The organism is Microcoleus sp. Z1_A1 (genome assembly GCF_036700305.1).
GTDB lineage: Bacteria > Cyanobacteriota > Cyanobacteriia > Cyanobacteriales > Microcoleaceae > Microcoleus.
Genome location: NZ_JAUBOR010000031.1, coordinates 55,910 through 74,134, shown reverse-complemented (window position 1 = coordinate 74,134; position 18,225 = coordinate 55,910). Strand labels below are relative to the sequence as shown.

The following is an 18,225-nucleotide window of genomic DNA, read 5'->3' as shown; positions in this document are numbered from 1 at the left end:
ATCGCTTTAAATTCAGTTCCAATTCTAGTTGTTAACATTTCTTTACTTACCTTTGTTTTTTTATACCGACCTACTTAATGGGGGCGTTGCTTAATCAGGGCATGAAAAAAATCAATTAAAAATCCAGAAGCTTTGTGGATAGTGGTTTCTAGGACTTGCATATTTAGCCTTTCCTACCGTAAATCAGCAACGCCATAATAGCATACTACTGGTCAATTGAGAGCATGACAAACCATTACCGCATCATTATTATGCGCGATCGTACCCCAAAATATTAAAACACGGTAAATCGCTCAAATTAGCGTATATTGTCTGTAATACTCCAACAACGATCGCGAGGTTCGGTGCTGGCTTTAGTGGTTCTCTAGTAGCGACTCACCTGTTAAAAACAGCTAACCGCCCCTTGCTAATCAAGCTGATTGAGCGCGATCGCGATATAGGCAAGGGAGTTGCCTATAGCACCACCAACAGTCCAGTTGGTCTTTTAACCATTGATCTTGAGTGTGCCTTGCTGTAAGATAAAAATCAGGTATACTACCGTTAAGTTAAGGCTGGACTAGCCTAACGGCTTTTCCCCTAGCAGTTAAATTAGAGGAAGTTTGTTTAAATCCCGCTAGATGACACCCTCAATTGTTACTGCTGCATTTTCCTAATTATATTTAGTGCATCTTGATAGTCCGCCATCTTGCCATTTTGCTTATAAAGCTCTGCTGCTTTCTTAAGATCGTTGAGTGCTTCCTGAAAAGCTCCAAGGATACGATAAGTACGACCTCGGTTATAGTAGGCATCAGCATCACGGCTATTAATCATAATTACCTTACTGTAGGCAACAAGAGCACCTAGATGATTACCCATTTTGCCGTAAGCAACTCCTTTGTTGAGGTAAGCCTCGGCATGATTAGGATTAATTTGTATCGCTCGCTCAAAGTCTTGAAGAGCTGATTGATTTTCTCCAATAGCTATATAGACTAGGCCCCGTTCAGTATAGGCATCTGAATCGCTTGGGTCTAACTTGATAGAAAGGGTAAAGTCTTCAATTGCTCTTTGGTAATCTTGCCGTCGGGAATATAGAACACCCCGGTTGTAGTAGGCAAGAGCATGGTAAGGATTGCACCAAAGTGCCATATCAAAGTTTTTCATGGCTGCTTCGTAGTTACCAGTACCAGCACCTTGGTTAATATAAAATTCAGATTCTATCTTGTTAGGATAAAGTTGTTTTAATTGCGCCACTGTTTGTTTAAAATATGGCATATTTCCTTGCTCTAAATAAAGCATTGCTTTTCGCTGCAAATCATCAATGATACTCTGGCGGTCAGGATTTTCCCCTTCTGAATCGCTTGGTACAAAATCTAATTTTATTGTTAGACCTGTGTTTTCCTGATTTATCCTGTAGGCTATCTTCTTTTGAAGATCATATTGCCACCCAGGAATGCGACCTTCTATTAAAGCTTTTGTGGCTTTGTGTTCTTTGTGTTCTCCATTTGACCCTTTTTCAATAATCCCTATTTCATATAAGTGCTGGTATAATTCTTCTACCATGTTCGATTTGGGAGAACTCCCAAATCCTTTCTTGGTATTACCTTTACCATAATTAGGGTCTAGTTTTTTCCGGCGCTTTGCTTTTCCCATCGGTCAAATCTCCTTTTGAGGTAATTTTTTAGGAATTTATTTATGGGCAGTCTTGCCCAATCTTATCAAGTAGCTGTGAAATAAAACCACCTGAAGTTTCAGTATTGGCGAGCGCCTTCCAGGGTAAACCCATAATAACACGCCGCCCTTCATCCTGTAACACTCCATCTGGTGGGCAACCTGCTACAGAACCTTGTCCTTTAATTGAATTAAGATAACCCTTAGCAGCAACTTTGCTCATTCTTCCTTGCTTGAGCATAGTTACAGCCCCAAGGTGCAATAATAGCGTCGGATCTTGAAAGGGCCAGAATGCCAAAACTCCAAATTTTCCATTTTGAGCCAATGCTGCGTTTAGATCGAAGGAATTATCTTCAGCTATTGCAGATTTACGGAGGCCGTAGTCAAAGGAGATTAGTAAAGAATGAAGCTGCATGGCACGTTCAGCTTCATCTAGTCGTCCAGCAGAGGCAAGTACCTTATATACACTGCTATAAAGCGGACACCAAGTTGGCATCTCTTGGAAAAGTTCACTGTAAATAGCAAAAGCAGCATCAAAATTGTTCCTTCGTTTGTAATCTACTGCCTGGGATACTCGACTTTGGACTCCGTTGTAATAATCCCAATGGTTAATATCGTTAGCAAAAGATGCGATTGTATGCCGATATTCCAGACTTTTTCCCATCCATTTGAATGCTTCCTCTGTGTTGAGAAGCAGCAATTTATTGAGAGTGGTTTCAGTATCACTAGAATTTTGGTTTATGTAAATTCCTGCTAACTCTGCTGTTGGTTCATCAGACTCTAGGTTTATGTTGGCATCAACATCATTAAAGCTGTGAGGTATAATTCTGTTTCTGCACTCCTCAGCTTTCTCTGAAATTCCTGCTAACTCATATTGCTCAGCCGCTTGCTCCCAATACTTCCTTTTTTCAAATTCTTTTGCTCTACATTCAGCAGATTTATGTGTCATTTGTGCTAACTTATAGTGCTCTGCTGCCTTGAGCCATTGCTGTTTCTGTTCAAACTCAACTGCCAGAATTTCTGCTTTCTTTTGTTCATTACCACTCTTTAACCAACAACGTTTAGCATCTTCAAATCGGCCCATATTGTCCCATAGCTGCGCTGCATCTTCCCACACTTTAGTGGTTTCAAACGCTTTAGCCTCACAGATTTTCTGCCTCGGAGAATTACCAGCCTTTTCCCAACAGTTAGCTGCTTCTTGCCACTGACCAGTTTTCTCAAACAGTTGAGCCGCTTGTTGCCAGTCTTGCAATTTAACAAGAATCTGGGCTGCTTCACTGTACTTACCCTCCTGTAACAGGAGTTTAGCTGTAGTTTGCCGCTGTAATTCAATATCTCCTGACTTCTCGAAACACTCTATCGCCTGACGGTAAAAGCCACATTCCAGATAGTAACACCCACGCTCGCGCCACATTTCCTCAGTAGGCTCAACTCGATTTTCTCTGACTGATTCAGAATTTATCGGTTGCAAAAAACTTACCAATTCTTCTTGACTCCAAACAGCCGAAAGTTGAGTTTCCCAAATATTCAAAATTCGACGAGCGCGAGTAACTGCAACATAAAGTAAGTTTAATTCCAGCCGCAATTCTGGCTGCTCAGTTTCATTGAGCGATCGCTTGCTCCCCAATACTCTACTCCATAAAGATTGGCGCGGCTTGAAAAACTCTACTAAGAACACTGTATCAAATTCTAACCCTTTAGCTTCCTCAATCGTAAATACAAAGCTAGATTGGAATTGTTCAGAAAGTCTTTGTTTATCCGCCTCAGTTCTGACAAGGATGGCATCATCTGGATTTAGCTGCCCTAAACTTGGTTGTAGAGTTTCTAAAGGTGCAGCAATTAATCTAGCACACTCACCATAACTGCTAGTTGGTTGCCCTATATCACCTATCCGTTCTCGCAACAGGCGGTAGCGCAATTTCAGAATTTGATTGGCTAAATTTACCAATGAACCAACGCTGCGGAAATTAAAGTTTAATGTTTTCTGAATCGCTTGACGCTGACCTTTAAAAAACTTGGTTTTTAAATCTTCCCAACGGAACCCACTGGGGCTAATCATCTGGTGTAAATCCCCAGCAAAGAAGAGATGACCCCCAGGAGCAACAAGCCTTACCAACAGTTCTAACTGTAATTCGGTAAAGTCCTGTACCTCATCACAGACAATTAATTGATAGCGTTCGCCTTTTCCTTGCCAGATGGTTTGTAAAACTTTTCGCGCTAAATCTATCTCATCAAAACGCCCTTCTTTTTTTAACAAACCTTGATACCACTCTGCCACCTTATAGACTTTATGGCGATTGTTTTGAGGAATTACCGATGAGCGTTTCTTACCCAACTGCTCGTACTGTTTCTGAGAAAACTGATAGTAACTTGTCTCTAGATGTGCCCCTTTAATGATACTGCGGATTTCATCCCAAACTAAGGCAGGTGAATAAGGTTGGTAAGATTGACGGCGGTAAAGTTGCTCAAAAATTTGGTATGTCACCTCATCTTCAGGGATATAAAATTGCCCAGATTGTGACAGACTCTCTAGACACAAATCTCGAATAGTTTTAAAATGGAAAACAGACTCAATTTCAGAACTGCTCCCACTAACCAGACGCTTAAATTGTTTCTGTGCTTCTTTAACTAAAATCGGGTTGTAAGCGACATAGAGGCGTTTTCCATCTGGTAAAGTCTCTAAACTTTTGAGTAAGCGATACAGTCCTACTGTAGTTTTACCAGTGCCCGCACTGCCAGATAGCAATAGGTTTCCGTAGAGTTTCACCAGTTCATATTCTTCTGGCGTGAGTTTGAGTGGTAAATCAGCATCTTGCTGAATAATTGCCCGTTGCCATTCTAATTCTGAATCAATTATTCGCCATTGAACATTGCCTAAAAGTTCATCGGTGAAGCTAGGAACAAGCTGTAATTCTTCTATTTGTGCTGCATCCAGAGCAGACTGTTCGGCTGGGGTGAGAACTGGCCGCTCGTCCAAGATATTCCCGATCGCTTCTACCACCTCAGCATCAAGCCATTGGGCATCAGGAGTTTGATTTCTAGCTTTAGCCCGTCGGGATACATCATCATGATCTAAACAAATATCCTGAATGGCGATATAGGTTTGTCGCTCTCCCGTGTCAGGTTGCCTCGATTTGTTGTAAGTAAAAATTAGACGGCTAGCCTGAGTAATCCTGGCTTCCCAAACTCTCTTGGCTATGCCTTTCAGTTTTTTGACCCGCAAGCCACCATCAAATTGCTGCTGCCTCAGCTTTTCGATGCACTCCCATACCCTTGCCTTCAGGTTACTATCCAATTCTGTACGGAGGAAATCTACTACATCAGGGTGTAAGACAGCAGCTAGCAACATATTTGCAATTAGCTTAGGTAGTGATGATCTATTTTATACCCATTGGTGTCAACTTAAACAGTCAACCCCCAGATTTCCTTCGCGTAAGCGGTATTACTGGTAATGTTAACAGGCACGAGCGCGCTCTATGCTTAATCTTGCGTGGCTCCCAGTCGGTGTGAGCGCTCAGGGGGAGCGATCGCTCTGTCAAAAAATAGCGATCGCACGCCTCGTACAGTCCTTAAGTTGGCACCAATGACGGGGGCGCTACCCCTACTTACTAGAAAAATTACATAACATCCATCCCTGCGTCTTCAGAGTGGGGATTTTTAATTACCTGGTTTCCAAACTACTTCTTCAACTTTGAGCTGCTTGGGAATTAAGCCAAGTTCAAAAAAAGTATCCGCAATTTCCTGTTGCTCGGCAACCATATCAGCTTGGATCGGTTCAAATCCATAACTCCGCCGTCGAGTTACTACATCTAAGATAGAAACATCAATTTTCAGAATGGGTGCGAGAATCTTGGCTACTTCTTCAGGATTCGCATCTGCCCAAGTCGCTACTGCTTGAGTTTCTTCTCTAATTGCCTCAATGATTTTGAGATTTGGCTGAGCAAATGACTTATTAGCTAAGTAAAAATCTCGGTTAGCTGCTAGTCCTTTACTAAGCTGTTCAGCATCTAAAACGCATATTGTATGGTATAATATGATAATTTACCGAGAAATTCAATGCCTACTAAAAACTTCCTCAGTTCAGAAACAAAGGAAACTCTGCAACAAGCATTAAAAGACCATGAGCATCCAGATATTCGACAAAGAGCGTTAATATTTTTATTACTAAATAACGGAAATACACAAGCTCAAACTGCTGAAATAATTGGATGTTCTCTCAGAAAAGTTGCCTATTGGAGCGTTCATGGTGATCCTGAAAATTTAGACAGTTTTAAAGATAACAGGATGAAGGGTAATTACCGAAAAGCTACAGAGAAATACATTAATTTACTTTTAGAAACAGTTGAAGTAGACCCTGAAAAATATGGTTATGAGTTCGGAAGATGGACAACAGCTAGACTTGCAATATATCTAGGAGAGCAGACGGGAATTGAGCTGAGTAGTACCCAAGTAAGGAGAATTTTAAAATCAAAAAAGTATGTTTACCTTTGGGCTAAATACAGCTTGAAGGATAAGCAAGATGCCGTAGAAAGGGGTTTATTTAAAGATAAATTAGCTGAGTATTTAAAAATAGAAAAAAGATCTCCAGACCTATTGCAGGTATGGCTTTGGGACGAAAGTGGATTTAGTTTAAGAGTAATTAGAAGGAAAAACTGGTGTAAAAAGGGGACTCGAAGTAATAAAAGAGGAGACCGACGAAAAGGTCGTATTAATGTTATGGGTGGAGTGAGATACTCAGACAAAAAAAGATGGGTAGATTTTATTCCATCTGGTAATTCTGCTAATTTTTATGCTGTGCTGAAAACTTTTTATGAAGATTTAAAAGCCGAGTGGATATTGCAAGGAAATTTAGCAGAAGACTTTAAAGATAAGGGCTGTAAGTTTGTGATAATTTTGGACAACGCTAGTTTTCATAAAAAAGCAGAGACTTTGCAGAAAATAGCGTCAGAGATGCCGAATCTAATCATAGAGTTTTTGCCAAAGTATAGCCCTGACTATAACTTAATTGAATTAGTATGGCATTCCGCCAAGGAATATGTTGCTAATAGATTATTTGAATCCATTGAAAAACTAGAAGCACTGTTACATAAACTGTTAAATGAAGGAGGACTAATTATGAAATGGAACCGAAAAATAAAAAATAAAGGTAACGCGAGTTAATGCAGTTTAGATGTCGAACAGCTTATCTTTAACAACACGAACATCTACTTGCGCTTGAGCTGCTGCATAAAACGGGTCCCAAATTACCCAAGCATCTACGTTACCTTGTTGGAAGGCAGATCTGGCATCGGCTGGTGTCAGGTTGGCAGGCTCAATCTCAGTCCATTTTATCCCGGCGGATTTCAGTGCTTTTGCTAATAGGTAATTGGCGCTTGAACCTTTTGTAAAAGCTATTTTCTTACCCCGCAAATCCCCAAGGGTTTGAATGGCCGAATTAGCAGGGACTAAAATACCTGAACTGCGGTCTTTGGGGGCGCTACCACCAATGTAAAGCAGAGGCGCGTTAGCAGCCTGGGCAAAGACTGGAGGAGCGTCCCCGGTGCGCCCGATGTCGATGCTGCCGACGTTTAGGAATGAAAAATAAATAAGGTGACTAATAGAGCAATAGTTTACCTTGTATCAAGGCTTCTGAGGTTTAATTGTGCAATTTTTTGACTCGCATTGAGATGCAGCAATTGTTAGAAAATTTATGGCAAGAAAAAGGATTTACCGCGCTACTGATCACTCATGACGTAGAAGAAGCAGTGGTATTAGCTGATAGAGTTATTTTAATAGAAAATGGTCAGATTGCAATGGACTGTTATATTGAGATGCCGCGACCGAGGCAGAGAGGAAATTCTGTATTTTCTGCGAAAGTAGAGGCGATTTTGCAGCGCGTTATGGGTCAAAAAGAAAGTAGCAAAGATGCAGAGAAAGTTGCAATAGGTAGGTAAAAAAACCCCAACTATGTAAAGATAAGTAAATACGGATAACGGATCTACCAAGGTAACTCAGATATGGGCGCTCGTTTAAGAATTTTTCTGACTCGCGAGCTCTTCGTCAGCCAATCCGATGCACCCGGATTTGATATCACTCGCAGAGACTAAACTCCGATCGATACTTCACCGTTCCGCTGCAATCCTGCAAGGCTCCACGTTCTAACTCCAACACCATAAACGCTTCATCGGGCACATCATATTCACATTTTAAGCTCTTTCTACTAGCAGGAATGAATCCAAAACGCGGATAAAAATCTGGATGACCGAGCACAACCACTGCCTGAAATCCCGATCGCCCGCACTCTTTTAAACCCTCCCGAATCAGCAGCGTTCCGATACCTTGCCGCTGATAGTTGGGTAGAACTGCGACTGGCGCCAACCCCTGAATCGACAAATTGCTAGAACATTTGCCCTCCACGACAACCGGACTGAAGAAAATGTGTCCGACAATGCGATCGGATTGTACCGCAACGAAGGAAAATGTAGATGCAATTCCCCGCAATCGATCGACTAGATTAGCCTCATTTTCTCGCCCGAATGCCGCAATGTTAATGTTGCGAACAGCTTCTACATCTTCTGGCTTTTCGGTACGGATATCCATAGCTTAGATTAATGGTTGTGCGGCCGCTCTGGCAGACGAATTACTACAGAAACTGTTTCTATCTTGCGATCGCGATATTAATCAAATTATAGTGCTCCTGAAGCCTTTTTCCGGTTTTTGAGTTATATATTTTCGGCAACCAATTATACAACGAGTTGCAGATGAATGTCAAATCGTCGCAAAAGTCGGTCGATCGCTTCGGGAGCATCTCATATTTGTAAAAACACTTATAATGGCTCCTTCCTTCTTCCTCCTTCCTTCTTCCTCCTTCTTCTTTCCTCCTGACTCCTGACTCCTGACTCCTGGCTCCAATTTCTAGCGGAGGGCTGCATAAGTGAGATGCTCCCATCGCTTCCAATCTTCACGCCCGGACAGTCTTCTTTATCGTCACAGCGTTTTAATGAAATTAAAGCGCTCCACTGGTTATGCTGATTCTAAATGAGTAACCGGAATTTGTTCGGTTCTTTCAGGCAATCTCGCTCCAGTTGCAACGGCATGAACCGCATGAAGAATATCGGCTGAATAGTATCGATTGCCGCAGTTATCGCAAACACCGATGGTCACATCTTCAAGAATGACAAATCCATTTTTATGTTTGAATGCCTCGCGCTTGACAGTGCGGGGTTGAACGGTTCCTTCGCAATACTCACATCTGTATTTATACATACAATTAGCCATTAAGTTGAGTGACTTCATAAACCGTGATGATTAGATAACGTCCGTTACTAGCGAAACGTCCAACCACTCCAACAGGTGTTTGTCGATCCAGTGCAGTCCCCACTACTACATATTTTGTACCTCTGGGGTCGTCTTTTTCAACCCGGATAATCTGACCGCTCAGAACCGCCTCTTCTACATCCAGGATAGTCAGCAAGTCCTCAGCCATTTCTTCCATTGCGTGGGCTGACATATCGTACTGGCGGAGGCGAATTTTCTCTCTGATACGGTCAATATCGTTGCGAGGCACTGGCTGATTAATGTTACATCCAGGCAATCATAGCAAGTTATTGTTCAAAAATCTATCATTTTCAATTCCTTAAATATCTGGTTTTACTTCCTTCGACCCGACTTACTAACTACTCTTATTGCGGTACAAGCTGACTGGAAGACAATCGCTTAATGCCCTCCCTCGCTGTAGTTTCTCCGGCTTTGTCACCGCCCTCACGAGCAATTTTTAAAGCTTCCTCGTAGGATTCGAGAGCTTGAGCATTTTGACCGAGACTTTCATGAATTGCGCCCATATTGTTGAGCAAGCGTCCGATACTTGTCTTGTCGCCGATTGCTTCTAACATCGGTATTGCTTGCTGAAAATATATCAGCGCTTGAGTATCTTTGCCGAGTTTGCGGGAGGTAAGTGCCATGTTGTTGAGGAGGCGGCCGACGCCAGCCCTGTCTCCGATTTCCCGGCGAATTGCTAAAGCTTGGTGGTAAAATTCCATCGCTCTATTAAAGTCGCCGATGTTGTAGTAGACGCCGCCCATATTATTGAGGGTACGGCCTAAATCGCGTTTATCGCCGGCGGCCGTGCGAATCGTTCGCGCTTGCTGGTAAAATTCGATCGCCTTGGCGTAATTGACCTGTTCTGCGTACACGGCCGCGATGTTGTGGAGGGATTCTCCAATTTCAATTTGGTCGTCGGTAGTTTTGGCAAGTTCCAAAGCTTCTTGGTGCAGTTTCATCGCTTCGGAAAAATTGTCCCCAATCCGGTTGACGAAACCGATGAGATTGAGAGTGCGCGCGATACGACGCCCTCCGCTGATTTCTCGGTGAATGACTAAAGCTTGCTGCAGAACTTCCAAAGCTTTGGGCCTCAAACCCATTTCGCCATAAACTTCCCCCATATTGTTGAGGGTTTCTCCGATTCCCGCTTGGTCGCCTAGTTGCTTGCGGATTGCCAAAACTTGCTCAAAAGTCTCGATTGCTTCTCGAAACAAACCCTCGCGGTGCTGTTTTACTCCTGTTTCAAAGAGTTCGTCTGCTTGCGTTTTGGGGTCAGTTGCTTGAGCCTGGTCGCTCGCTTGGGCGCGCCTCGCATTTATAATTGGGGCATAAGCGCGGGCGTCTGAAATTGCCAGCAAGCTGAGTGCGGGCGATAACACAATACTTATAGCTGCGAGATAGCTGAAGTGGTAAGAGCGGCGGTGCACCGATCGAGTCCTCCAATAGCTAAGTGATAACTATTAAGATAGAGCTTTTTGGGGTGTTCCTGCCAATTTTTTTCTCCATCTCTAGGTTCTGATACCAGTTTCAAAAAAGAAGGCAACTGTAGACCCGTGCTTCAAACCCATACAAAATCAGTCATTCCCAATTCTTCAATCCAAAATCTAAAATCTAAAATCTAAAATCCCATGACTGGGTTTTTGTCTTGCCAGACGGCCATAATCAGCGGCTTATTGTTGAGAGCGGATATGACAGCAAAGTTTTTGCTGGGTGGAAGCGATACTTTTTCAGAACTTTGCAAGATGATGTCCTGTTGGTCAAGCGTGATCCAAGCAATTCCTGACAAAACTTGAATTTCTCGATGAGTTTGAGGCAATCTGTATACCTCGTTTTCCATCAGAATAATGCGATCTGGCGCTGCACATTCGGAAGATATTTGAAGCATAGCATCTCCTACTTGGTAATTGGTAATTGCTACTTGGTAATTGCTACTTGGTAATTGCTAATGGGTAATTGCTAATCGAGGGCTGTATTTCACTTCATTTCCACGCAACCCACACACTACTATTGGCAATAACGCCGATCGATCCAAGCGCGCATTTCATCATCCGTCGCCACGCAGGTAGAGCGACCTGTAGCCCGATCGCAACCGTGCCACCAAGTGTTACCATAGCGATCGCACGTCTGCCAAATTCTCAGTTCGTCCTCACTCGAAATGAGGTAGAGCAAAAACTGCCCAATTTTTTTTATTGCTAAAAAGAGAGATAGCCCTTTATGTTTTTCGGATGGGTTAGCTCGATCGGTCATCGAAAAAATTTGGATACTTGGGGTATCGATTGGATTTTTGCAAGTAGACATATCCCACACCTTCAACTTATATTTTCCACAAGATTTGCACTAATTAAAATTACAATAAATGCTTAAATTTGTAATATTCTCAGCGCAATTACAGCCCACTATTGTTGGCGTGAAATTCCTGTGAAAGTCAATCTCTTATCTAATAAATTCACCTTAACTCTTTGGTTATTGACAATCAAATCATTGCTTGCATAGATTGTATGAATAAAATAGATAGATTGACGATCGGGCAAAAGGCTATGAATGAAATCAATACGCGGCGGATGAAACTCTCTCAAATTCAGGCTTTGATAGCTGTAGCAGAGTGTGAAAATTTTAGCGAGGCGGCTTTGCAATTGGAACTGTCCCAGTCAGCAGTCAGCCACGCCATCGCCTTTTTAGAAACAGAATTGGGAGTGCAGCTATTTCACAGGGGGCGACACGGTGCTCAACTGACGCCGGTGGGGCAAAGGGTAGTGAGTCACGGGCGTCAAATCGTGCGATCGTTAGAAATGATGGTCAAAGAAGCGGATTTAGAAAAAGGTTTGCAGGGAGGCCAGGTACGGATAGTTACTTTTCGGAGTGTCGCCACTCATATCCTACCGGGTATTATTGCTAAATTTCGCAGTTGCTTTCCCAAAATTACGGTCAGCATTACCGAAGTTTATTATACTCAAGCTGTGGAAGAAGCTTTGCGATCGGGCAAAGCAGACATCGGCTTTGTTTCCCTTCCCATCTCCGATGAATTTGAAACTAGAGAAATTTTGCGGGACAAATATCTGGTTTTGCTGCCGCCGAAGGCGCAATGTAAAAGTGATAAGATTACGTGGGAAGAATTAGCGAATTATCCGCTGATTTTGCAGCCGATAGAAAATGCTTGTTCGATACCGCTTCGCAAGTATTTGACGACTGCGGATTTTCCCATAAATATCGGTTACGAACTCAGCGAAGATTCAACGATTGTCAGTATGGTGATGCAAGGTTTGGGTGCAGCTATTCTGCCCCGTTTGGCTGCGGAACCGATACCGTCTTCGGTGAAAGTTTGCAGTTTACCGTCGGATTTTGAGAGGGTAATCGGGGTGGCTGTTTTGCGGGATGGGCTGTTGATTCCGGCCGTGTTTGCGTTTTTGGATTTAGTTAAAAGTGCCGCACAGGTTGATAGTGAGGGCGATTTTCCGATTAATCCTTCATGAAAAACCTGAGTCAGTTGTTATTGGTTATTGGTTAGATTGGGATTTTGTTACCGCAGATATCAGCAGATGAACGCGGATGGGATTTTATCTGAGTTCATCTGCGGTTAAAAAAATGGCATAAAATAGTACGATCGCTGATTGCCTACTTCATGCGCTTTGCAACAAGACTAGAACTGTCGCCTTGGTGGAATTTTATTCGACCGTCTATGGAGTTTTTATCCTTTAATTTTAGCCAACCGCTACCAAATGCAGGATCGTTCTCGTCATTACCGTCCCATGTAAACTCAAATCGCTGATCCTTTCCATCTTTTACGACTTCGCCGTCAATTTCACCTGATACTAAACCGAATTGAAATTCTCCTGAACCTGCTTCATCAATCTCGATATAGGCTTCAACTTCCATGTCCAAATAATCACTATCCCACATTGCCATCTCTGCGATCCGCCATGTACCGCTATATTCCATTGCTTTCATCCTCCACTTGTATTAACGGAACAAAACCAATATAGTCGAAACAGTGACGCTCAAGCAGTACGCAAACGCTCAATATCCCGGATCGGCGGCGCACCAAACATACGAGAATATTCGCGGCTGAACTGTGAGGGGCTTTCATAACCCACCTGATAGGCAGCATTTGCCGCATCGGAGTTTTCGGCAAGCATCAGGCGACGTGCTTCTAATAGTCTTAATTGCTTTTGATATTGAAGTGGACTCATCGATGTCACTTCCTTGAAATGGTAATGGAAAGATGAAGGAGACATATTGGCTTGTCCTGCCAAATCCTCAACCCGCATCGGTTTTGCAAAATCAGTTTTAATCAGTTTGAGCACCTCAGCGATGCGCTGCATATTGCTGCCAGATGTTGCGATTTGGCGCACAGCTTCGCCTTGCTCACCCATTAAAAGACGATAATAGATTTCGCGGATAATCATCGGTGCCAGCATCGGGATATCCTGCGGCGTATCCAAAAGTCGTGTCAGTCTGAGGGCGCAATCGAGCAACGGCGCATCGGCAGTGCTGACGAATAAGCCTCTGACAGAGTTTTCTTTCTTGCTTGCGCTTGGCTTGGTTTGGGCAGTGATAATATCGCAGAGTTGGCGTGGGTCTAAATTCAGCTTGAATCCTAAATACGGCTTGTCTGGAGTGGCCTCTACAACAAATCCACTCAGAGGTAAATCAACTGAGATCGCAAGATATTGAGCCTCGCCATAACGATAAGTTTCCTCACCCAGCAAGGCTTCTTTTTTGCCCTGAATGACGATGCCGAGAATAGGTTGATAGACAGCGTGCTGTGCGGCGGAAACAGAAGATTCTCGCATAAATTCCAGTTTGTCTATGTCTGTTTTATGAAAACCGTTTCCTTTGCCGTCGGTGTGCCGAGTTAGCAAGGCCGCCAGTTCTTGACACTGATTGCCGATCGCATCTTGATTTATTACTTGGTTGATTATTTCAATCGCCATGTGGTTTTCTCGACTAATTTAATCATTATCTTTTAAGCATTATAGAACATCTTTATCCATTCATAAAATCTTGCTTTGGAGGATTAGGCAATAAATTGCGAGGTCTGTGTATTCAAAACCCATGCTTTTACTCATAGGATGAACACATCTGAATGAAACAGTAAAAGGATAAGGCAATGACGAAAGACAAGACAAAAATCGCATTGGTAACAGGGGCGAGCCGAGGACTTGGCAAAAATACCGCTTTGACCCTTGCCACAAAAGGAGTCGATGTCATCGTGACATATCACAACAGCGAGGAGGATGCCCAAAATGTCGTATCTGCGATCGAAGCGATCGGGGCTAAAGCTGTTGCACTGCAATATGTTTCTTTAATTAAAATCAACCTCACTTCAAGGAAAATATTAGCAAATCTATAAGCGAGGCAAAATCATGAACAAGCAATTTTTAACTTTCACCGTAGCGGGAGCAATATTTATGGTTTCACCTACCCGATCGCCAGAAACAGTTCTACAACCTTCTGAAACAATGACACGCCAAGAGCGGGGCGAAAAAGTTCTGAATAGTTTGTCAGGTGGAAAAGGTTTGCCACCGCATTTTGTTCAGCTTCAAAAAGATTTCCCAGAACTTGCTGACATGACGCTCAAATACTCCCTAGGCGATATCTGGGCTCGTGAGGTGCTAGATAATAAAACCCGCCAGCTTATATCACTTGCAGGGTTTGCGGCACAAGGCACAATGCCGCAATTCAAAGTTCACGCTCAATATGCCTTGAATTACGGTGCTACGCCGGAAGAACTGATGGAAGTTATTTATATTACCACAGTGACTTCCGGCTTTCCCCGCGCCTTGATTGCAGCAGGAACTCTCAAAGAGTTGTTTCAGGAAAATAATATCAAGTTCCCAGTAACATCACAAAAATAGGAGATATCAATGTCAAACTTAAATGGAAAGGTTATTATCATCACTGGAGCGAGTAGCGGAATTGGTGAAGCCACTGCTAAATTGCTTGCTAAAAACGGCGCGCGAGTGGTTTTGGGTGCACGTCGCACCGATCGCCTAGAAGCGATCGCCAAGGACATTCGTGCGGAGGGTGGAACAGTCGAATACCAGGCTCTCGATGTCACGCAACGCAGTCAAATGGAGGATCTCGTTCAATTTGCCCAGAGCAAGTTCGATCGGGTAGATGTCCTGATTAACAATGCTGGCATCATGCCTCTATCCGCACTCGAACAACTGAAAGTTGAGGAATGGGATAAAATGATTGATGTCAATATCAAAGGTGTTTTGTACGGCATCGCGGCAGCACTTCCTGTCATGAAAGCACAAAAATCTGGTCAGATTATTAATCTTTCCTCGATCGGCGGACACGCGGTTTCTCCTACTGCTGCTGTTTACTGTGCTACTAAATTCGCCGTTAGAGCCATCTCAGAAGGCTTGAGACAAGAAATTGGAGGCGACATTCGGGTGACGGTGATTTCTCCTGGAGTAACGGAGTCTGAGTTAGCCGAGAGCATCACTGATGAAACTGCAAGATCGGGAATGCAAGAATTCCGCAAAATAGCTATTCCTGCTGCTGCGATCGCGCGATCGATTGTATTTGCGATCGAACAACCTGACGATGTTGATGTTAGCGAAATTATTGTCCGACCAACAGCCAGCCCTTACTAAGTAGGTCAATTTAATTAAATCTAAAAGGCGAGGGTTATTAGATACCCAACTTCTTTTAAAAGTCGGGTATCTGGGTATTCTGAGTTTTTATGAGGACTTAGTTAGCTTACCAATTCCCCTTGCCAATTCCCAATTTCGCCTTACACACTTCAAAACTATTTCCCGTATCTTTGCCGTAAAATAAATTCCGCTAGTGCTAAATCAACGGGCGTTGTGACTTTCAAATTCGTCTCTTCTCCCTCCACAATTTGCACTGGTAAACCGCATTTTTCAAACAAAGCCGCATCGTCGGTAACTTCCCAACCTTTGTGTCGCCCTTCTTCGTGACACTGCTTTAACAATTTCACTTCAAATCCTTGGGGAGTCTGGGCTGCCCACAAATTGCTTCTGTCTGGGGTGTCTCGCACGATCCGACGCTTATCTACGACCTTAATCGTATCCTTGACCGGGACGGCGACAATCAAGCCCGGACAGGTCAAGAGGGCCTCTGCAGATCGATCGAACAATTCAGCAGTTGCCAAACACCTCGCGCCGTCGTGAATCAACACTCGATCGGCATTGGGGGGCAAAGCCTGCAAACCGTTGTAAACTGACTCTTGCCTGGTGGCGCCTCCTTGAATCAGTTCCACGGGCTTAACCAAAGATAAATCGCTCAGAATTGCTTTAAAATCAGGAAAATCGTCTGGCTGGCCCATGATGCCAATCCAGCTAATGTGCTGCGAAGCTTCAGCCGCAGCCAAAGTCCAACTCAGCAAAGGTTTAGAGAGCAAAGTCAGCAGCAGTTTGTTCCGCTGACTGCCCATCCGTCGCCCCGAACCCGCTGCAGGAATTAATAAGTGCATTTACTAACCGTTTTTAACCCAACTAGATATATATAATAAGAGCGTCCTGTACTTTTGAGTCAGTTGTTTAGCTGTCAGCCAGTAGCTTTTAAGGTCTAGAAATACTATAAGCTGATAGTTGAGAGCCGATCTCTGAGAGCTACCTCGATCAATAATAGCCCGATCGTTTATGATGCGAATACTAGCACTTGTCCCTGGCGGGATTGGCGACCAAATTTTATTTTTCCCCACTCTTGATGACCTCAAGCAGTCCTATCCCGACGCGCAAATTGATGTCATCGTGGAACCGAGGGCAAAGGGTGCTTACCGAGTCTGCAAATCCGTCAAAGAAGTCTTGACGTACAATTTCAAAGACCGCAACGCTATGGCAGATTTGGGCAATTTACTGGGCGTAATTCGCGATCGCGAATACGAAGCAGTTATTTCCCTAGGCCAGCGGTGGACTGTAGGGCTGCTGCTGTGGCTGACCGGCATTCCGCAGAGAGTTGGCTATTCGGGAACCAACGGTGCTCGATTTCTCACCGCTGCAGTACCGCTGAAAACTGAACAGTACGCCGCTTCAATGTACCATGATTTGCTGCAAGGATTTAACATTACAAATCCTTGTCCGGCGATCGCAATTAATGTACCAAAACAGGACATTCAGTGGGCGGAAGCCGAACAGCAGCGGTTGGGCGTAAAAGAAAGCGGCTACATTTTGATTCACGGCGGTTCCAGTCAATTAGCTGTGTCTAAAGGTATTGACAAAATTTACCCTACAGACAACTGGAAGCAAATAATTGAAGATTGTCAGCAGCGGCAGCCGAATTTGCCCGTTGTTGTTGTGAAAGGCCCAGAAGATGCAGACTTCGTGACAAAGTTAGTCGAGTTATGTCCGAATGTAAAAGTTATCTCGCCGGATGATGTCGGCAAGTTGGCGGCGACAATTGCTGCTGCTAATTTGATGATATGTACTGACAGTGCGCCGATGCACTTAGCTGTGGCGGTTCAAACTTATACAATAGCTTTGTTTGGCCCGACTGAACCGGCGAAATTGTTGCCAAAGAGCGATCGATTTTTGGGCATTAAATCTCCTACTGGCAAAATGGCAGACATCTCTCCTCAAGATGTTTTGAAGAAGGTTTGGGGCGGCTAAAAACTAGGATATCTAAGTCAGGACACGGCACTGCCGTGTCCCTACAATTTAGCTGCTTTCCAGGCCCGGGGGACGAGGAAAGAAGTGGGGGATTTAAAACTCGATGTTAGTCTTCCAAATCATCCATCATCTGCTGCAATTCCTTCTTCTTTTGCTTGGCAAACTCAATGCTGCCCAAACTTGTCAACAATCCGCCCGAAGCAGTGAGAGTAGCCTCTGAGATTTTCTCACAAAATAGAAGTCCGAGCCCTCCGAAAGTAACCATTGCCGATGCGGTAACAAAAAGGGCCAGATTGTAGCTTTGGCGAACTTGCCGCAATGATTCTCGCAGCATTTCTTTCTTAATTTCGCTATAATCTTCATCAGGTTGCGAGTTGCCGAATAAGTTAAAATTCATAACTGTTTTCTCTCCAAAATAGTGATAATTTTTTGTTTTTACAATTACTCTACCGAAGCAAACAGCGAGACTCAAGGGCAGATAGGGCGAGTTTTAATTTGCGATATGCCCTCATTTTTGGGGCAGATAGGGCAGGAGATTACAAACTATCTGCCCTAGACAGAGAGAAGTATTTAAATATAGAATGTGAGTGCGATCAGAGTTACGGATGAATAATCATGAAATCTCGCTCCCGCTAGCCCCCATGCTGTTTCATTTCCCCGAAATCCGCCAGGGAATGAATTCCCTGGCTAATAGCAGAAG

20 protein-coding genes and 1 pseudogene are annotated in these 18,225 nt (G+C 43.6%); 8 read left to right on the top strand and 13 right to left on the bottom strand.

What is annotated here, in order from left to right; translation table 11 throughout:
• The first annotated feature begins 271 nt into the window (after positions 1-271).
• Positions 272-517 (top strand): FAD/NAD(P)-binding protein, encoded by a 246-nt coding sequence (locus QT973_RS19725; protein WP_333274892.1) that lies wholly within the window; start codon positions 272-274, stop codon positions 515-517.
• Positions 518-633: 116 nt separating this feature from the next.
• Here the strand turns inward: QT973_RS19725 and QT973_RS19720 are convergent, their stop codons facing one another.
• Positions 634-1,629: a tetratricopeptide repeat protein gene (locus tag QT973_RS19720; protein WP_333056908.1), complete on the bottom strand. Its 996-nt coding sequence runs from the start codon at positions 1,627-1,629 to the stop codon at positions 634-636.
• 40 nt (positions 1,630-1,669) lie between these two features.
• Positions 1,670-4,996 carry a UvrD-helicase domain-containing protein gene (locus QT973_RS19715; protein WP_333056909.1) on the bottom strand — a complete coding sequence of 1,109 codons (3,327 nt, stop codon included), beginning with the start codon at positions 4,994-4,996 and terminating at the stop codon, positions 1,670-1,672.
• A gap of 707 nt (positions 4,997-5,703) precedes the next feature.
• On the opposite strand from QT973_RS19715, the gene QT973_RS19710 reads away from it, so the two are divergent.
• Positions 5,704-6,807, top strand: coding sequence for an IS630 family transposase (locus QT973_RS19710; RefSeq protein WP_333392017.1), 1,104 nt, complete (start codon positions 5,704-5,706; stop codon positions 6,805-6,807).
• Between the two features lie 6 nt (positions 6,808-6,813).
• On the opposite strand, the pseudogene QT973_RS19705 reads toward QT973_RS19710, so the two are convergent.
• Positions 6,814-7,254: pseudogene (locus QT973_RS19705) on the bottom strand (ABC transporter substrate-binding protein); the annotation flags it as partial.
• Positions 7,255-7,298: 44 nt separating this feature from the next.
• On the opposite strand from QT973_RS19705, the gene QT973_RS19700 reads away from it, so the two are divergent.
• Entirely contained in the window at positions 7,299-7,580 is a 282-nt protein-coding gene (locus tag QT973_RS19700) for a hypothetical protein (protein ID WP_333056912.1), read from the top strand.
• A 136-nt stretch (positions 7,581-7,716) separates the two neighbouring features.
• Here QT973_RS19700 and QT973_RS19695 read toward each other — a convergent pair whose 3' ends face one another.
• The 6 genes from QT973_RS19695 to QT973_RS19670 form a co-directional block, all read right to left on the bottom strand.
• The gene (locus QT973_RS19695) at positions 7,717-8,226 is read right to left on the bottom strand and encodes an N-acetyltransferase (protein ID WP_333056914.1); all 510 of its coding nucleotides are present in this window, start codon (positions 8,224-8,226) and stop codon (positions 7,717-7,719) included.
• Positions 8,227-8,649: 423 nt separating this feature from the next.
• Complete coding sequence (locus QT973_RS19690; RefSeq protein WP_333056915.1) at positions 8,650-8,892, bottom strand: YgiT-type zinc finger protein; 243 nt, start codon at positions 8,890-8,892, stop codon at positions 8,650-8,652.
• Between the two features lie 4 nt (positions 8,893-8,896).
• Positions 8,897-9,193 (bottom strand): DUF4258 domain-containing protein, encoded by a 297-nt coding sequence (locus tag QT973_RS19685; protein ID WP_333056916.1) that lies wholly within the window; start codon positions 9,191-9,193, stop codon positions 8,897-8,899.
• A gap of 115 nt (positions 9,194-9,308) precedes the next feature.
• Positions 9,309-10,373: a tetratricopeptide repeat protein gene (locus QT973_RS19680; protein WP_333056917.1), complete on the bottom strand. Its 1,065-nt coding sequence runs from the start codon at positions 10,371-10,373 to the stop codon at positions 9,309-9,311.
• A 191-nt stretch (positions 10,374-10,564) separates the two neighbouring features.
• Positions 10,565-10,831 (bottom strand): hypothetical protein, encoded by a 267-nt coding sequence (locus QT973_RS19675; protein ID WP_333056918.1) that lies wholly within the window; start codon positions 10,829-10,831, stop codon positions 10,565-10,567.
• A gap of 119 nt (positions 10,832-10,950) precedes the next feature.
• Positions 10,951-11,244, bottom strand: a complete 294-nt coding sequence (locus QT973_RS19670) for a hypothetical protein (RefSeq protein WP_333056919.1) — start codon at positions 11,242-11,244, stop codon at positions 10,951-10,953.
• Between the two features lie 200 nt (positions 11,245-11,444).
• Here QT973_RS19670 and QT973_RS19665 point away from each other — a divergent pair, with 200 nt between their 5' ends.
• Positions 11,445-12,416 carry a LysR family transcriptional regulator gene (locus QT973_RS19665; RefSeq protein ID WP_333056920.1) on the top strand — a complete coding sequence of 324 codons (972 nt, stop codon included), beginning with the start codon at positions 11,445-11,447 and terminating at the stop codon, positions 12,414-12,416.
• 142 nt (positions 12,417-12,558) lie between these two features.
• Here the strand turns inward: QT973_RS19665 and QT973_RS19660 are convergent, their stop codons facing one another.
• Complete coding sequence (locus QT973_RS19660; protein ID WP_333056921.1) at positions 12,559-12,891, bottom strand: hypothetical protein; 333 nt, start codon at positions 12,889-12,891, stop codon at positions 12,559-12,561.
• A gap of 50 nt (positions 12,892-12,941) precedes the next feature.
• Positions 12,942-13,877, bottom strand: a complete 936-nt coding sequence (locus QT973_RS19655) for an AraC family transcriptional regulator (protein ID WP_333056922.1) — start codon at positions 13,875-13,877, stop codon at positions 12,942-12,944.
• Positions 13,878-14,053: 176 nt separating this feature from the next.
• On the opposite strand from QT973_RS19655, the gene QT973_RS19650 reads away from it, so the two are divergent.
• Genes QT973_RS19650 through QT973_RS19640 form a run of 3 tightly spaced genes read left to right on the top strand, consistent with a single transcriptional unit; the run spans position 14,054 to position 15,548 of the window.
• Positions 14,054-14,296 (top strand): SDR family NAD(P)-dependent oxidoreductase, encoded by a 243-nt coding sequence (locus QT973_RS19650; protein WP_333056924.1) that lies wholly within the window; start codon positions 14,054-14,056, stop codon positions 14,294-14,296.
• A 13-nt stretch (positions 14,297-14,309) separates the two neighbouring features.
• Complete coding sequence (locus QT973_RS19645; protein WP_333056926.1) at positions 14,310-14,801, top strand: carboxymuconolactone decarboxylase family protein; 492 nt, start codon at positions 14,310-14,312, stop codon at positions 14,799-14,801.
• A gap of 9 nt (positions 14,802-14,810) precedes the next feature.
• The gene (locus tag QT973_RS19640) at positions 14,811-15,548 is read left to right on the top strand and encodes an SDR family oxidoreductase (protein ID WP_333056927.1); all 738 of its coding nucleotides are present in this window, start codon (positions 14,811-14,813) and stop codon (positions 15,546-15,548) included.
• Positions 15,549-15,703: 155 nt separating this feature from the next.
• On the opposite strand, the gene ispD is transcribed toward QT973_RS19640, so the two are convergent.
• Positions 15,704-16,390: a 2-C-methyl-D-erythritol 4-phosphate cytidylyltransferase gene (ispD, locus tag QT973_RS19635; protein WP_333211517.1), complete on the bottom strand. Its 687-nt coding sequence runs from the start codon at positions 16,388-16,390 to the stop codon at positions 15,704-15,706.
• 172 nt (positions 16,391-16,562) lie between these two features.
• Here ispD and QT973_RS19630 point away from each other — a divergent pair, with 172 nt between their 5' ends.
• Positions 16,563-17,525, top strand: a complete 963-nt coding sequence (locus QT973_RS19630; protein WP_333056982.1) for a glycosyltransferase family 9 protein — start codon at positions 16,563-16,565, stop codon at positions 17,523-17,525.
• Positions 17,526-17,631: 106 nt separating this feature from the next.
• Here QT973_RS19630 and QT973_RS19625 read toward each other — a convergent pair whose 3' ends face one another.
• Complete coding sequence (locus QT973_RS19625; protein ID WP_333056930.1) at positions 17,632-17,922, bottom strand: TRADD-N-associated membrane domain-containing protein; 291 nt, start codon at positions 17,920-17,922, stop codon at positions 17,632-17,634.
• Between the last annotated feature and the right edge of the window lie 303 nt (positions 17,923-18,225).

Bases quoted from the DNA above. Each gene is read 5' to 3' on its own strand.
- QT973_RS19720 (WP_333056908.1), bottom strand. From the start codon at position 1,629: ATGGGAAAAGCAAAGCGCCGGAAAAAACTAGACCCTAATTATGGTAAA.
- QT973_RS19715 (WP_333056909.1), bottom strand. From the start codon at position 4,996: ATGTTGCTAGCTGCTGTCTTACACCCTGATGTAGTAGATTTCCTCCGT.
- QT973_RS19710 (WP_333392017.1), top strand. From the start codon at position 5,704: ATGCCTACTAAAAACTTCCTCAGTTCAGAAACAAAGGAAACTCTGCAA.
- QT973_RS19695 (WP_333056914.1), bottom strand. From the start codon at position 8,226: ATGGATATCCGTACCGAAAAGCCAGAAGATGTAGAAGCTGTTCGCAAC.
- QT973_RS19690 (WP_333056915.1), bottom strand. From the start codon at position 8,892: ATGTATAAATACAGATGTGAGTATTGCGAAGGAACCGTTCAACCCCGC.
- QT973_RS19675 (WP_333056918.1), bottom strand. From the start codon at position 10,831: ATGCTTCAAATATCTTCCGAATGTGCAGCGCCAGATCGCATTATTCTG.
- QT973_RS19670 (WP_333056919.1), bottom strand. From the start codon at position 11,244: ATGTCTACTTGCAAAAATCCAATCGATACCCCAAGTATCCAAATTTTT.
- QT973_RS19665 (WP_333056920.1), top strand. From the start codon at position 11,445: ATGAATAAAATAGATAGATTGACGATCGGGCAAAAGGCTATGAATGAA.
- QT973_RS19660 (WP_333056921.1), bottom strand. From the start codon at position 12,891: ATGAAAGCAATGGAATATAGCGGTACATGGCGGATCGCAGAGATGGCA.
- QT973_RS19655 (WP_333056922.1), bottom strand. From the start codon at position 13,877: ATGGCGATTGAAATAATCAACCAAGTAATAAATCAAGATGCGATCGGC.
- QT973_RS19650 (WP_333056924.1), top strand. From the start codon at position 14,054: ATGACGAAAGACAAGACAAAAATCGCATTGGTAACAGGGGCGAGCCGA.
- QT973_RS19645 (WP_333056926.1), top strand. From the start codon at position 14,310: ATGAACAAGCAATTTTTAACTTTCACCGTAGCGGGAGCAATATTTATG.
- QT973_RS19640 (WP_333056927.1), top strand. From the start codon at position 14,811: ATGTCAAACTTAAATGGAAAGGTTATTATCATCACTGGAGCGAGTAGC.
- ispD (WP_333211517.1), bottom strand. From the start codon at position 16,390: ATGCACTTATTAATTCCTGCAGCGGGTTCGGGGCGACGGATGGGCAGT.
- QT973_RS19630 (WP_333056982.1), top strand. From the start codon at position 16,563: ATGCGAATACTAGCACTTGTCCCTGGCGGGATTGGCGACCAAATTTTA.
- QT973_RS19625 (WP_333056930.1), bottom strand. From the start codon at position 17,922: ATGAATTTTAACTTATTCGGCAACTCGCAACCTGATGAAGATTATAGC.